This is a genomic window from Flavobacterium sp. ov086 (assembly GCF_900187965.1).
Taxonomy (GTDB): Bacteria; Bacteroidota; Bacteroidia; order Flavobacteriales; family Flavobacteriaceae; genus Flavobacterium.
Genome location: NZ_FZNL01000004.1, coordinates 317,579 through 331,324, shown reverse-complemented (window position 1 = coordinate 331,324; position 13,746 = coordinate 317,579). Strand labels below are relative to the sequence as shown.

The 13,746-nt window shown below is 34.4% G+C and carries 13 protein-coding genes; 9 read left to right on the top strand and 4 right to left on the bottom strand.

The genetic code is table 11. The features are described 5' to 3' along the window. Positions 1-10: 10 nt before the first annotated feature. Positions 11-1,516 carry an FAD-binding oxidoreductase gene (locus CHB81_RS06985; RefSeq protein ID WP_254920995.1) on the bottom strand — a complete coding sequence of 502 codons (1,506 nt, stop codon included), beginning with the start codon at positions 1,514-1,516 and terminating at the stop codon, positions 11-13. A 399-nt stretch (positions 1,517-1,915) separates the two neighbouring features. Between CHB81_RS06985 and CHB81_RS06980 the strand changes: the two genes are divergently transcribed. From CHB81_RS06980 to CHB81_RS06965, 4 genes are all read left to right on the top strand, one after another. Continuing rightward, positions 1,916-2,647 carry a MurR/RpiR family transcriptional regulator gene (locus tag CHB81_RS06980; protein WP_089351166.1) on the top strand — a complete coding sequence of 244 codons (732 nt, stop codon included), beginning with the start codon at positions 1,916-1,918 and terminating at the stop codon, positions 2,645-2,647. A gap of 48 nt (positions 2,648-2,695) precedes the next feature. Then, positions 2,696-3,049 (top strand): DUF1622 domain-containing protein, encoded by a 354-nt coding sequence (locus CHB81_RS06975; protein ID WP_089351165.1) that lies wholly within the window; start codon positions 2,696-2,698, stop codon positions 3,047-3,049. A gap of 353 nt (positions 3,050-3,402) precedes the next feature. Next, positions 3,403-4,233, top strand: coding sequence for an ATP cone domain-containing protein (locus tag CHB81_RS06970; RefSeq protein WP_089351164.1), 831 nt, complete (start codon positions 3,403-3,405; stop codon positions 4,231-4,233). Position 4,234: 1 nt separating this feature from the next. Next, entirely contained in the window at positions 4,235-5,590 is a 1,356-nt protein-coding gene (locus tag CHB81_RS06965; RefSeq protein WP_089351163.1) for an MBL fold metallo-hydrolase, read from the top strand. 85 nt (positions 5,591-5,675) lie between these two features. On the opposite strand, the gene CHB81_RS06960 is transcribed toward CHB81_RS06965, so the two are convergent. The 3 genes from CHB81_RS06960 to CHB81_RS06950 all read right to left on the bottom strand — a co-directional run bounded on the left by CHB81_RS06960 (position 5,676) and on the right by CHB81_RS06950 (position 8,645). Next, entirely contained in the window at positions 5,676-6,122 is a 447-nt protein-coding gene (locus CHB81_RS06960) for a hypothetical protein (protein ID WP_089351162.1), read from the bottom strand. A 110-nt stretch (positions 6,123-6,232) separates the two neighbouring features. Continuing rightward, the gene (locus tag CHB81_RS06955; RefSeq protein ID WP_254920994.1) at positions 6,233-6,940 is read right to left on the bottom strand and encodes a hypothetical protein; all 708 of its coding nucleotides are present in this window, start codon (positions 6,938-6,940) and stop codon (positions 6,233-6,235) included. A 289-nt stretch (positions 6,941-7,229) separates the two neighbouring features. Next, entirely contained in the window at positions 7,230-8,645 is a 1,416-nt protein-coding gene (locus tag CHB81_RS06950; RefSeq protein ID WP_089351161.1) for a PLP-dependent aminotransferase family protein, read from the bottom strand. Between the two features lie 96 nt (positions 8,646-8,741). On the opposite strand from CHB81_RS06950, the gene CHB81_RS06945 reads away from it, so the two are divergent. The 5 genes from CHB81_RS06945 (at position 8,742) to fdhD (ending at position 13,671) form a co-directional block, all read left to right on the top strand. Continuing rightward, positions 8,742-9,659: a DMT family transporter gene (locus CHB81_RS06945; protein ID WP_089351160.1), complete on the top strand. Its 918-nt coding sequence runs from the start codon at positions 8,742-8,744 to the stop codon at positions 9,657-9,659. A gap of 17 nt (positions 9,660-9,676) precedes the next feature. Continuing rightward, positions 9,677-10,285 (top strand): FMN-binding negative transcriptional regulator, encoded by a 609-nt coding sequence (locus tag CHB81_RS06940; protein WP_089351159.1) that lies wholly within the window; start codon positions 9,677-9,679, stop codon positions 10,283-10,285. 16 nt (positions 10,286-10,301) lie between these two features. Further along, positions 10,302-10,808, top strand: a complete 507-nt coding sequence (locus CHB81_RS06935; protein WP_089351158.1) for a GNAT family N-acetyltransferase — start codon at positions 10,302-10,304, stop codon at positions 10,806-10,808. Positions 10,809-11,236: 428 nt separating this feature from the next. Next, positions 11,237-12,694: an NAD(P)/FAD-dependent oxidoreductase gene (locus CHB81_RS06930; RefSeq protein WP_089351211.1), complete on the top strand. Its 1,458-nt coding sequence runs from the start codon at positions 11,237-11,239 to the stop codon at positions 12,692-12,694. A 95-nt stretch (positions 12,695-12,789) separates the two neighbouring features. Continuing rightward, complete coding sequence (fdhD, locus tag CHB81_RS06925) at positions 12,790-13,671, top strand: formate dehydrogenase accessory sulfurtransferase FdhD (protein ID WP_089351157.1); 882 nt, start codon at positions 12,790-12,792, stop codon at positions 13,669-13,671. Positions 13,672-13,746 lie beyond the last annotated feature (75 nt).

Here is a 13,746-nt window from a genome sequence, read left to right as displayed (position 1 = left end):
TTAAATGCTATTATTTTTGATATTTTTCTCCTTCAACCTGAGGGAAAATGGTTCCGAAATTCATGATTCCGTTAGGGTCAAAAGCTTCTTTTAACTTCTCAAGCATATAGTATGCACTTCCGTGCTCTTCTTTGGTCCATTCATTTCTGTACTTTCCAATTCCGTGATGATGACACATAGAACCGCCAAGTTTCAGGGTTTCTTCGACGATAATAGTTTGTATTGGGTGGTGATACAGACGCATTTCATCTTGCGGCTCGCAATTGATGTTGTAGTTGTATACAAAATACATATTGGTTCCGTTGATATAACTGTGAGAAGAGTGTCCGCCAAGCATGGTAATATCTTTACTGCGCGGAAATTCATTTCGAATTCTTTCTATTACATTGTAGTAAATTTTAGTAACGTTCTCCCAATCTGCAGATATTTCGGTTGTAAAACCATCGTGAGAATTTTTAGTCACCATATCTTTAATCTCGTCTTCTATTCTCTGCTGACTCCAGTTAAGATGATTAAACCACTCCAAAATAAATTTAGAATCAACCTTTTCATTAATTCCTGTTCTATATTTTTCTACCGCTTCTTCTATTCCCGCAGCAGTAGCATTTACCATATTTCCATTGCCTTCTGCCATAAAAATCAAAACACACTGCCCTTTATGAAAACCGACAAAATGCTGTGCAGCATCTTCTTCCGAATATACTCTGGCTACAGAAGGTCTGTAACCGTTTGCCATTACTTCCCTAAGAATACTAATACCTGTATCTACATCTTTAATTAAATAGCCGAAGAAGCGGTTGTTTTCAGGGAAATATCTAAATAACTTAACCGTAACTTCTGTTATGTAACATAAAGCTCCTTCGTTACCAATGGCAATATGTCTAATATCCGGTCCTCCTGCTCTTCTTGGTACATTTTTGATACGAGAAATATGTCCGTCAGGAAAAACGCATTCCAGTCCTACAACCATATCTTCTATACCCCCATATAAAGTAGAAAATTGCCCAATACTGCGAGTAGATACCAGACCTCCCATTTGAGCAACTGGTTTAGATTGAGGAGAATGTCCCATCGTTAAACCATGCTTTCTAACTTCATCTTCCAATTCTTGCAAAACAACGCCCGATTGCGCTGTAACCTGCATATTATAAGAATCTATTTTTATTACTTTCTTCAAGTTTTTTCCATCAACAACTAAAGTCTGTTCTTTCCAGTTTTCCAGACCTCCTTCTGTTGCAGTTCTGCCACTTCTTGGAATAACATTAATTCCGTATGCATTGCAATATCTTAAGATTTCAGAAACCTGTTCTGCAGAATCAGGATAAACAATTGCAAGTGGAGCCGGAACATCCAAAACTTTCTTTGCTTTAGCATATTTTTTATATCGGTCTGCCGATGCTTCATATAAATCATCCGGATCGATGTTTATTTGCTTCTGCGTCAGCATCTTTTGTAAATCTTTTAAAATCATCGCATTTTCTTTCATCTTTTTTGAACTTTTTTGATTAGAATCCATCTTCATTTTTATTTTGCATTATTTCTTAACTTGTAATACAACTATTACGATATAGCAAACGTAGGAAAAATATTTCATTATAAATATTTATTTTCCTTAAATTTAATTTTAACACATAATAATGGAAAATAATTACAAAAAACGGCAGATTCAAAAAATATAAAATCAGAAAAAAACTCCCATAAACGGCTAAAAAACGCTAAAAAGCTTTAAAAAAGGAAAAAAAAGTTTTATTCTCAACCCAATAAGACTTATTTTTAAATGGAAAATAAAAGCACCATTAGATCCTCCACGGCGAACTTAAATCACATTAGAGGTTTTTAAATAACACAGATAAGCATATAGAAAGCCTATCAATTTAAAAAAATGTAATATTTTTACTAAAAATAATTACGGAAAATGTATATCATAAATAAAGAGTCACTTAACGCTCTGGAGAGAAGTATTTTTTCAATTTTAATCAAAGAAATAAAGCAAAACGACACACTATCTATTACAGATGCTGCATTGGTTTGCAATTGTTCTCCTTCTAAAATTTCAAAATTTGTACAGAAACTGGGTTTTAAAAGCTATAAAGAATATCTGGCATTTGTAAGCGGGAGATCCTCTACTGTTATTCCAAATGAAAATGAACGCTTGAATAAATTCTTAGAGAACTTTAATTCTGCCATTAGCAATGATTTCGCTGCTTATCTTCAAAAATTCGAGAAAATTATCTTATTTGGCTACGGTCCTTCGTTTATTGCGGGCCAGTATTTTGAGTATAAACTAAGAAACCTGCTGGAAGTCCCAATATGGGCCGTTGCACACGAAACATCCATAAATGATTTATTGAGTAAAAACAATCTGGTCATCATTTTTTCTGTCACCGGACAATTCAAATCTTTTAACGAATTGTATGAAAATGTTATTTCAAAAAACAGTAAAGTTGCCTTTATACTTGAAGAAGGGTGCACTGAATTTTTGGAAACTTATGATTATACGATCGCTTTAAGCAATTTTATTCAAAGCCCTGAACTGATGCCTCATGAAAAGACAAGAACCACATTCTTCGCTTTCATAGAAGCCGTGATTAAGCAGTTAGAAACATCATCTATTGAAAACACCATTAAATCCAGGAAAAAAATATAAATTTTACATCACATAAATTATATAGAATAATCCGATAACTACTGAAAGATGGAAGAAATAAAACTATACATTGAATATGTCGCAAAATCTATAGAAATAGCCGGTATCATTACAATAATTATAGGAATAGTGCTAGCAATGGGTAAATTTATTTTCACTTTGCAAGGAACAGTTACCCGTTCTTATATAATATTGAGACAAGAACTTGGTAAAGCTATTTTATTAGGATTAGAAATATTGGTTGCCGGCGACATCATTGGAACCGTAGTTACCGAACCAACAATGGACCGTGTACTTTCGTTAGCTGTAATTGTATTAATAAGAACATTTTTAAGCTTATCACTTGAAGTAGAAATCGAAGGAAGATTTCCTTGGCAAAAAAAAGAAACTAAAGAGAAATAACTATTTAGTTTTTACACTATTGTATAAATTCAAGTACATAAAACATTAATTATCAAAAACATTTTCCGAAATTTGTTGGTACAATAAACAGATTGTTCCTTTAGTTGCTCTTTTTTATTTCTTGAAAAATGTTGCAACTAAATAAGATTCATTATCACAAAAGTGGAATTTTAAAACTTAGCATTGCCAAATAAAATGCTATTCCTGCCGCATACCGCTTAAACAAATTACAGTGCCCCGATAAAAAAGTTTGCATCATTAGATACAACAAGTGTAATTCAATATTATTTGATGGTATAACCTATTTTTCTTTTAAATTAAACGAAATCAACTGGTAAAACTCATTGTATATTATGAAAATAACGAAACATTCGGGCCATAAAGTACCTTTCGATAAAGAAAAACTAAAACTTTCTCTTGAAAAATCAGGAGCTAGTAGTGATCTTATAAATGATTCTCTGGCAGAAATAGAAAAGCGAATATATGACGGCATAACAACAAAGGAAATATACAAACTTGCCTTTGATTTTTTGAAAAAAGCATCAAATGGACATGCGGCACGTTACAACATCAGGCTTGCTTTACAATTACTTGGTCCGGCAGGGTTTTTCTTTGAAAAATACATTGCAAGATTGTATGAAGCTGATGGATTTAGAACAAAAACAAATTTAACGCTGCTAGGAAAGTGTGTATCGCATGAAGTTGACATAGCAATCTTGAAAAACAACATGATAGCTATGGTCGAATGTAAGTTTCACGGCAGTCGGGAAGCTTCTACAGATGTAAAAGTGCCCATGTATATTCTTTCTCGTTTTAACGACCTAAGAGCAAGACAACACCTCATTTTTTCTAATAATGAAAGCATTAACTCCTGCATTATAGTAACCAACAATCGTTTTACAAAAGATGCACAGGATTTTGCTAATTGCAGCGGAATCTCACTTTTAAGCTGGGATTATCCACAAAACAATAATCTCAAAGACAAAATAGACAAAGGCTACCTTTACCCGATTACCTGTCTTACAACATTGTCAATGGTTGAAAAAGAAAAATTACTTATTCTGGACCAAATACTTGTCAAAGATCTTCTTCACGATTCGCAAAGCCTACATAAAATTGGACTTAGCAATAATCGGATTAAAAATATACTAAGAGAAGCTTCACAACTTTGTAAACATTTTTAAAATGAAAATAAAATTTATAGGAGGTGCAGGAACTGTAACAGGTTCAAAAACCCTCATCGAAACTAACGGCTTTAGAATGTTAATTGATTGCGGTCTTTTTCAAGGTCTTAAATCACTTAGGGAACTCAATTGGGATCCGTTGCCTATTTTACCCTCCACAATAGATTGTGTGCTTCTTACCCATGGTCATCTGGATCATTGTGGCTGGCTACCCCTACTCGTTTCTCAAGGGTTTACAGGCAAAATATATTGTACCGCTCCAAGCAAATCTATAGCTAAATTAGTTCTTTTGGATAGCGCTAAAATTCAGGAAGAAGAAGCCAATAGAGCCAGCGAGGAATCTTATTCTAAACATACACATCCCGAGCCACTCTACACAGTACAGCAGGCTGAGGCTGTTACTCCGTTTTTTAAAATCATACCTCCAAATACAGCTGTAGCGATCACAGATGATATCACGGCTGTTTTTGAAAATGCCGGACATATCATAGGTGCCTGCAGTATTACACTAACTCTCGAGAGCAAAACGTTAGTTTTTTCTGGTGATATAGGACGAGATGATGATGTATTGATGTTTCCGCCAACAAAACCTACTATGGCCGATTATCTCTTTCTGGAAAGTACTTATGGAAACCGTCTTCATCCTGATTTAGATGTAAAGAAAGAACTGGAAACACATATAAACACTACTATAAAACAAAAAGGAACCGTGATTATTCCTGGCTTTGCCGTAGAGAGAGCACAATCGATAATGTACCTGTTATGGCAACTCAAAACAGAAGGCAGGATCCCAAATATTCCCTACATACTTGATACTCCAATGGGAGCAAATGCATTTCATGTATTTTTAGAAAACATGCAATGGCACAAACTTTCGATCGATGATTGCCATCAAATGTCTAAAATGTTTACTATTGTCTCTAATTTTGAAGAAACGGCACGTATTATCTCAAATCCTCAGCCCAAAGTGGTCATTGCCGCAAGTGGTATGGTGACAGGCGGACGTGTATTATCGTATTTTGAACATTATATAAGTATTGAAAATACTACAGTCATTTTTGTTGGCTATCAGGCTGAAGGTACACGCGGAAGAAGACTTCTTGAAGGAGCTAATGAAATTAAAATATACGGAAATTACTATAATGTAAAGGCCAAAATATTCCAAATCGAAGGACTTTCTGCACATGGAGACCAGCAAGATCTCTTAAACTGGCTTTCAGCTCTTAAAAACACGCCCAAATGTGTTTACTTAGTGCATGGCGAAAATCTCCCGGCTGATGAGTTACGCATTAAAATTCAGAAGCAATACGGTTTTAAATGCAGTGTTCCATTAATGGGAAATGAAATAGAAATTTAGACTTTCTTTGCCTTCTTCGTGCAAACAAAAAGCCCATTTCTTATATGAAATGGGCTTTTTTATATATCTATTACTTCTATTTCAATTAGTTCAAATCATTCAATTCGTGTAATGATTTCAATGTACTTTCGTAAAATAAAATTGCTGCAATTAAATTTCCTTTATCAGAATATGGCATCATTTTTCTTTGAAAATCTACCGTAGTATCTAAGAAAACCGTAGTACCTTCTGCCTGAGTATCTAATACTTTTTTGTGCTCACTATCGTCTGGAATACCTAAGTCTGCCATAGTAACACCCGGTTTTGTAACCAAAGCAATATAAGGAAGAGTTTTTACTAAAACTTTAATACGCTCGATGTATAACTCTAAAAGTTCTCCTTTTTGCATACCACTTAATTCTTTCTGATCATGGTATTTACGGATTAAAGCTGTTGTACTGATAATACTTCTTGGAGCGTTTTTTGCCTGTGCTGAAATCGCACCGGTCGTCAAGAAGAAAAGGACGCATAGTAGGATAATCTTACTCTTCATTTTGTTAATGTAATTGGTTGTTAGTGAAAGCAAAAATATATAAATTAAGTTAAACTGCAATTTTATTGATTTCTTTTTTTCAAAAAAAATTTTAACGTTTTAATATTGTATCATTTTGGAACGTTATCATAAGTAAGAGTATCTTTTGAAAGTCCGGAAGTTTTATAGCCGTTTTTCCCTTCTTCTGATTTGATTATTCTAAAACGTCCCGGATATTTTTTTATCCATATACTTTTTTTGTTGCCATAATAGTCCATAAACTCTTCACAAACAAAAACTGCATGCGCATTTGACCAGGCAACAACTCCGCAAAATTCGTTTCCTGATTCTCGTTTTAACTTTTCTATTTGTTTGCCTTTTTCAAATCCCAGATATTTATAAATTGTTGGTGTATAAACTTCGCCATCTTCTAAATCTTCTAATGCTTTAGCAAAAGTTGATTCATTATCTACAATCTGCTTGTATTTTGCCATAACGGCGTAGGCCAATATTGCATATTCAGTAATTTCTTCGCTCTCACAATTGTCTTTTATAAATACAAAACCGGCAGAAAATTTAGCTTTATCTAATTCTTCTTCTTTCAGATTAAACGATGCATTATTCTTCAATGTTATTTTTTGTAAACTGTCATTTATTTTTTCAGTCACAAAAAGGTCTAATCCATAAACGTTTAGCGAAGCTTTGATTAAAGCAATTGATGAGCAATTTGTTCGTTCTCCTTGTTTAAAGCTGTCAAATATTTGATCTGAGCTCAATTGTGCGTAAGATGTAGAGCAAATAAAAATGAAAAATAAAAATATCGTTGTAACAGATTTCATTGTTTTCAGCATTTATAATTATTTCCCAACTATTTTTTTGGGACTGCATAGATTATACAAATCTATAAAAATCAACTCAAAATTACTTTTTTACTTCTTAACTTTTATCAAAATTTACAAAGCTACTTTTTAGAGTACTCGTTTATAAGTTTTTAGCACAATTTAAATAGTAATTAATACCTAAAGGAATAGTATTTATGAATACGAATTCAAAAATGTTAGTTTACTTAGTATAAAATGATACTTTATTTTTATTTTAATAGCGTGCAAAAAAACAGTACCAAGCAATTTATGAAAGTGTTTGTGCTAAATCTCCAAGTTGTTTCAGTTTTAACCTAAGTTCGTCTGTCCATGGTAAACCAATACTAAGGCGCATGCAATTTTCAAATTGATTTTGCAGCGTAAACATTCGGCCCGGAGAAATACTTATACCGTGTTTTATAGCCAAATCATACAATTCAACAGTATCAATGTTTTTATTAAACTCAACCCAAATCGCAAGTCCTCCTTGTGGCCGGCTCGTTTTGGTGCCTTCCGGAAAATATTCTGCTATTGCCTCAACATAATTTTGATAGTTTTGCTGTAAGGTGCGGCGAAGGTGATTCAAATGATTTTCATATCTTCCTGTTTTTAAGAAATTACCAACTGCTTCCTGAATAATAGAAGTCGAAGATATGGAATGAACCAGTTTTAATTTCAATATTTTGTCTTTGTATTTTCCCGGAGCAATCCAACCAACACGAAATCCCGGTGCTAAAGTCTTGGATACCGAACTACACCATAAAACGTTACCATCAGTATCAAAAGATTTACAACATTTTGGGCGCTGTGAACCAAAATACAAATCGCCATAAATATCATCTTCAATTAGAGGTATATTATTCTTTGACAGGATATTTACGACCTCTTTTTTGTTTTCATCAGACATGCAACTTCCTAAAGGCGTATTAAAATTTGGAATCAACAAGCAAAGATTGATTTTTGAAACAACTGCTTTTAATACCTCCAGCTCTATTCCTTTTGTTGGATGCGTAGGCAGTTCTAACACTTTTAGACCTAAACTGATAGCAAGTTGCAAAATACCCGGATAACACGGACTTTCTATCGCAATTGTGTCCCCTGGTTTTCCTAAAGCCATTAAACAAAAAGACAAAGAATTCATTCCTCCGCTTGTAGTAATCAGATCATTTTCATGTAAATTACCACCCCATGCCAGAGATCTTACAGCAACCATTCTTCTTAGTTTAACATTGCCCTGCAAAGGTTCATATTCGGTACCACCTTCTTTTAGCTCACGTGTAGCATAAACAATCTCCTTTTTTAACTTAGCGACCGGCAATAAATTTCCCGAAGGAATACCAATAGAAAATAGCGTAAGATCTTCACGTCCCATGTTTGAATAAACTTTGGTAATCAACTCATCAGGTTCACTATTATTTGCTACAAGAGAAGGACGGCTCACTTCTGACAGAGGTAAATTTAAGTACGTTAATTTGCTCACCAGAAATCCCGATTGCGGTCTTGATTCTACTAAAGATTGCGCTTCCAATTCCCAGAAAACCCGTTTTGCCGTATTCATACTAATGCCATAATCCTGACATAAGGCTCTTACAGAGGGCAATTTATCCCCTGATTTTAAAACTCCATTTCTAATTTGAAATGCAATTCCGTTTGCAATTTCAATATACTTAAAGGTCTTGCTCATTTTTATATTTTAAACTGTATCCATGCAAATATACAAAATTGATACTGTGCTTAGTTTTTATGTCTTCATAATTTTGTTCAGATAATTAATCAAAACATGAAAAACAACAACATTAATAACTCTGTAGAAAACACATCAGACGGTTGGATAAACGGCTTAATTGGCGTGATAATATTTAGCGGATCTTTGCCGGCAACCCGAATTGCTGTCTCAGATTTTAATCCGCAATTTTTAACCGTTGCCAGAGCCACTATTGCGGGTTTACTTGCTCTGTGTCTTTTAGTACTTTCTAAAGAAAAACGACCAACGCAAAAACAAATATTCCCGTTAATTATTGTTTTATTAGGTGTAGTGATTGGATTTCCTTTACTTTCTGCCCTGGCGCTACAATATATTACTTCTGCCCACTCGATAGTTTTCGTGGGAATCTTGCCTTTATGCACCGCAATATTTGGTATAATCAGAGGAGGAGAACGTCCGCCCCAAATATTTTGGCTCTTCTCTGTTATAGGAAGTCTTATAGTAGTTGGATATGCCATTTCTCAAGGGCTCACTGCTTCCCCAATTGGTGATTTCTTTATGTTATCAGCAGTTATTTTATGCGGACTTGGATATGCCGAAGGCGCAAAACTTTCAAAAACATTAGGCGGATGGCAGGTAATTTCCTGGTCGCTTGTATTGTCTTTGCCTCTTATGATTCCTCTAAGTTTTTTTCTTCAGCCGGAATCTTTTTCAGGAATAAAAACAAGTTCATGGATGAGTTTAGGCTACGTTTCGCTATTTAGTATGTTCATTGGTTTTATATTCTGGTATCGCGGACTTGCTCAGGGCGGAATCGCAACTGTAGGACAATTACAATTACTGCAACCACTTTTTGGCTTAGCATTAGCTTCAACACTACTTCATGAAAAAGTGAGTATCGGCATGTTAGGAGTTACCGCAGGTGTTGTTCTTTGCGTTGCCGGAACTAAGAAGTTTTCTAAAAAACCAACACCAATCAAAAGCTACAATTAACCCTAAAACAACACTATATGTTTATCCCCAATATGTTTAAATTCGAAAGCGAAATTGATAAAATTGCTTTTATGAAACAATACAGTTTTGCAACCATAATTACAAACAAAGACAATGTACCCATTGCGACACAACTGCCTTTTATAATTGAGGAACGTTCTGGTAAATTAATATTAAGCGCTCATTTTGCAGCAGCTAATGAACAAACTAAATACATCGAAGCAAATACATCTTTGGTAATTTTTTCTGAACCTCATGCTTATATTTCTCCTTCGCATTATGATAAGGAACAAAGCGTTCCAACCTGGGATTATATTACGGTACACGCTTACGGAAAAGCAAATATTATAACAGATGAAAATTCTAAAATTAAAGCCTTAGAACAAATGATCCAGTTCTATGATAAGGATTATAAAAAACAATGGGATAATCTTTCTGATAAATTCAAAAAAGGAATGATAAAAGGTATCGTTGCTTTTGATCTTGAAGTATCTGATTTACAAGGGCAAAAAAAACTCAGTCAGAACAAATCAGAAATTGAAAGAAAAAGAATTATACAGGAACTTGAACAAAGTAATAATACTGTAGAAAAAGACTTAGCGTCTTATATTAAAAACACTCTTTAAACTAAATTTTACAACAATGCAGATAACAAATTGTACCCTCGCCGATATTGAAAAAATTTCAGAACTTTATGAAGTAGCACGACAATATCAAAAAATAAAATCAGCCACAATCTGGCCAATATTCAGTCACAATCTTATTGAAACCGACATTAACGAAAAACGCCAGTATAAAATTATTATTGATAATGAAATAGCCTGTATCTGGACATTAACCTATAAGGATCCGCAAATTTGGGAAGAGAAAGACAATATCTTTTCAATCTACATTCATCGTATCGCTACAAATCCATCTTTTAGAGGGCAAAACTTAGTCGCTATTATCATAAAATGGGCTAAAGAATACGCTCAGGAAAACAATAAAAAATTGATCCGATTAGATACTGTAGGTAAAAATTTAGGACTGATTAGTCATTATGAAAAACTAGGTTTCGAATATTTAGGTTTATTTGATTTAAAAGACACCAGCGAACTGCCGGAACATTATCATAATGCAGCAGTAAGTTTATTTGAACTATCGGTTTAAATATGTTTTATGCCTGCTTTATGCCTTAATACATCATTTAATACATAGAAACATAGGTTTTTGAGTTGTAAAAAGATTGTAAAAAAAGAAACACATTTCTTCACACATAGTCCCGAAGCTTCGGGATGAATTAATGCTGAGTGAAACGCCTTTTTTGAACATACAAAATCTATGTCTCTATGTGTTAAAATAATTACATGAAACAGCCGGCTTAATTAATCCTATAAAGCATCACTCCTATCCAATTTCTTTAAATCTCACCTAAAATGGTTTGAAAATTGTATTTTTGCAATCATTAATAAAAAATGCTAAATCCAAAAATTCAGCATTTTTTAATATCTTTTTGTTCCATTGAAATCAATCTTTAATTAAATGATTGTTTTTATTTGTCCAATCAGGATGCGCGTCAATACCAAGTAAAAAACGAAGTGAAAAAAGTAGAAAATAAAGGAAAAAACTGGACGATTTGTGAAGACTGTCTGGGACGTGGAAAAAAAAGTCGGGGAATTACCAACAAAGCACGACTTCGCTATCAGAAAGCCTTAGAGCAATTTGAACAAGCCAATGGTGAAGGAACACCTCCTATTCCTCCTAAAGGACATCAGCATATTTGTTTAAAATGTTCCGGTTCCGGATTGATTCCTACTGCAGAACCTCCTGTTGCCGACAATGAAAATTATCCACACGTTACTATTATTGGTGGTGGAATTGGCGGTACAGCTCTGGCTATAGCTTGTTTACATCGCAAAATTCCTTTTACTATTTATGAGCGCGATACTAGTTTTGATGCCAGATCTCAGGGTTACGGACTTACTTTGCAGCAGGCTAGTAAAGCCATTGAAGGATTAGGGATTTTTTCCCTGAAAGATCGTGTTATTTCAACAAGACATTTGGTTCATACTACCGAGGGAAAAGTAATTGGAGAATGGGGAATCAGAAAATGGATACAATCCGAAGAGAAAACCTCTACCAAACGTTCCAATATGCATATTGCACGCCAATCTTTGCGTTTAGCACTGCTTGAACAGCTTGGCGGACATGATGCCGTACAATGGGGACATCAATTAATAGATTTTAAAGATCTTGGAGATAAAGGCGTTGAACTAAACTTTCAGGTAAATGGCGAAATAAAAACCACCAAAGCTGATCTTATAGTTGGTGCAGACGGAATTCGAAGCACAGTTCGAAAATTAATAATTGGTGAGGATATTTCTCCTTTGCGTTATCTGGCTTGTATCGTAATTTTAGGAATTTGTCCTTTGAATGTTCTCGAAAATCTTGACAGTTCTTTACTCGACTCAGCTACTGTTTTTCAAACTGCAAATGGCAATGAGCGAATTTATATAATGCCCTATACAGCAGATTCTGTAATGTGGCAGCTTAGTTTTCCAATGTCCGAAGAAGAAGCTAAAGCATTAAGTGCCAAAGGACCTAAGGCACTCAAAGAAGAAGCTTGTCGCAGAACACAATGGCACGATCCTATTCCTCAAATTTTATCCGCAACTAACGAAGCTCAAATTTCAGGATATCCTGTATATGACCGCGAATTATTGCAATCAGAATTATTGGAGAAATCCGGAAAAATAACACTGATTGGTGATGCAGCACATCCAATGAGTCCGTTTAAAGGACAGGGTGCAAATCAGGCATTGCTCGATGCTTTGAAACTGGCCCGAAAAATAGTAAGAGGCTGCAGACCTTCCTCTCAATGGAGAGAAATTGGAATACGAAAAAGTGTCTTAACAGAGTTTGAATCAGAAATGTTAGAACGCAGTGCTACCAAAGTAAAAGATTCAGCAGAAGCCGCACAGTTTCTACATTCTGACATTGTACTTCATGAAGGAGATGAACCCAGAGGTCGATGTATCAAGAAAAAAGACTCCTAATATTTGTTCCGTATAGCATTTAATTATAAGAAGTAAGATATCTTTATTAATCATTTATTTTCTTAAATTTACTTATCTTTTTATAATCAACTTACATGGAAATGAATAATCTGGAATTAGTTTCCGTTAAGGAAGTACTAATTAAAAAAGTCGCTGGTTTTAAAAGTTCGGCAGTATCAGATATTCTTTCTGTCGAAGAACCTTTGGAAATCAAAATCTTATACGGACCTGAAAATCAAAGGATACAAAAAAATATATCAGTAACAATGCGAACTCCCGGCAATGATCCGGAACTTGCGGTAGGTTTTCTATTTACTGAAGGAATCATTTCATCTTACGAAGTTGTAAAAGAGGTCAGTCATTTACAAACAGGATGCACAAAAGAAAAGAAAAACAGTATTCAGGTCGAACTTAAAGAAGACTTTGTTCCTCATTTAATGCAAGCGGACCGAAACTTTTATACCACATCCAGCTGCGGCGTTTGCGGAAAAGGTTCTATTGAATCTATAAAAACCGTTAGCTCATTTAGTACTTTAAACAGACAAAGATTAAATCTTTCTTTGGATGTATTATATCAATTACCTCAAAAATTAAGAATAGCCCAAAGCGATTTTGCAACTACGGGAGGTATTCATGCTTCCGGTCTTTTTTCGGATGAAGGAAATCTTATCCTTTTACAGGAAGATGTAGGCAGACACAATGCTTTAGACAAGCTTATTGGCGCTGCTTTGGCTGCCAATTTACTGCCGCTAAACAAACATATTTTACTTCTTAGCGGAAGGGCCAGTTTTGAGTTAATTCAAAAAGCGGCTATGGCAGGTATATCAGTTGTTGCGGCAATTGGTGCTCCATCAAGTCTTGCGGTAGAATTAGCCGTAGAATTTAATATAACCCTTTTGGGTTTTCTCAAAGAAGATCGATTCAATATCTATAATTCTTGTGATAATGTAGTCATACAAACTTCTTATCAGGATTAAACTGATTAAGAATTAAAAAAGAACAAAAATCATCATTATTCAAAACTTCTGTTAACGTGCTAATTAAATAGAAAA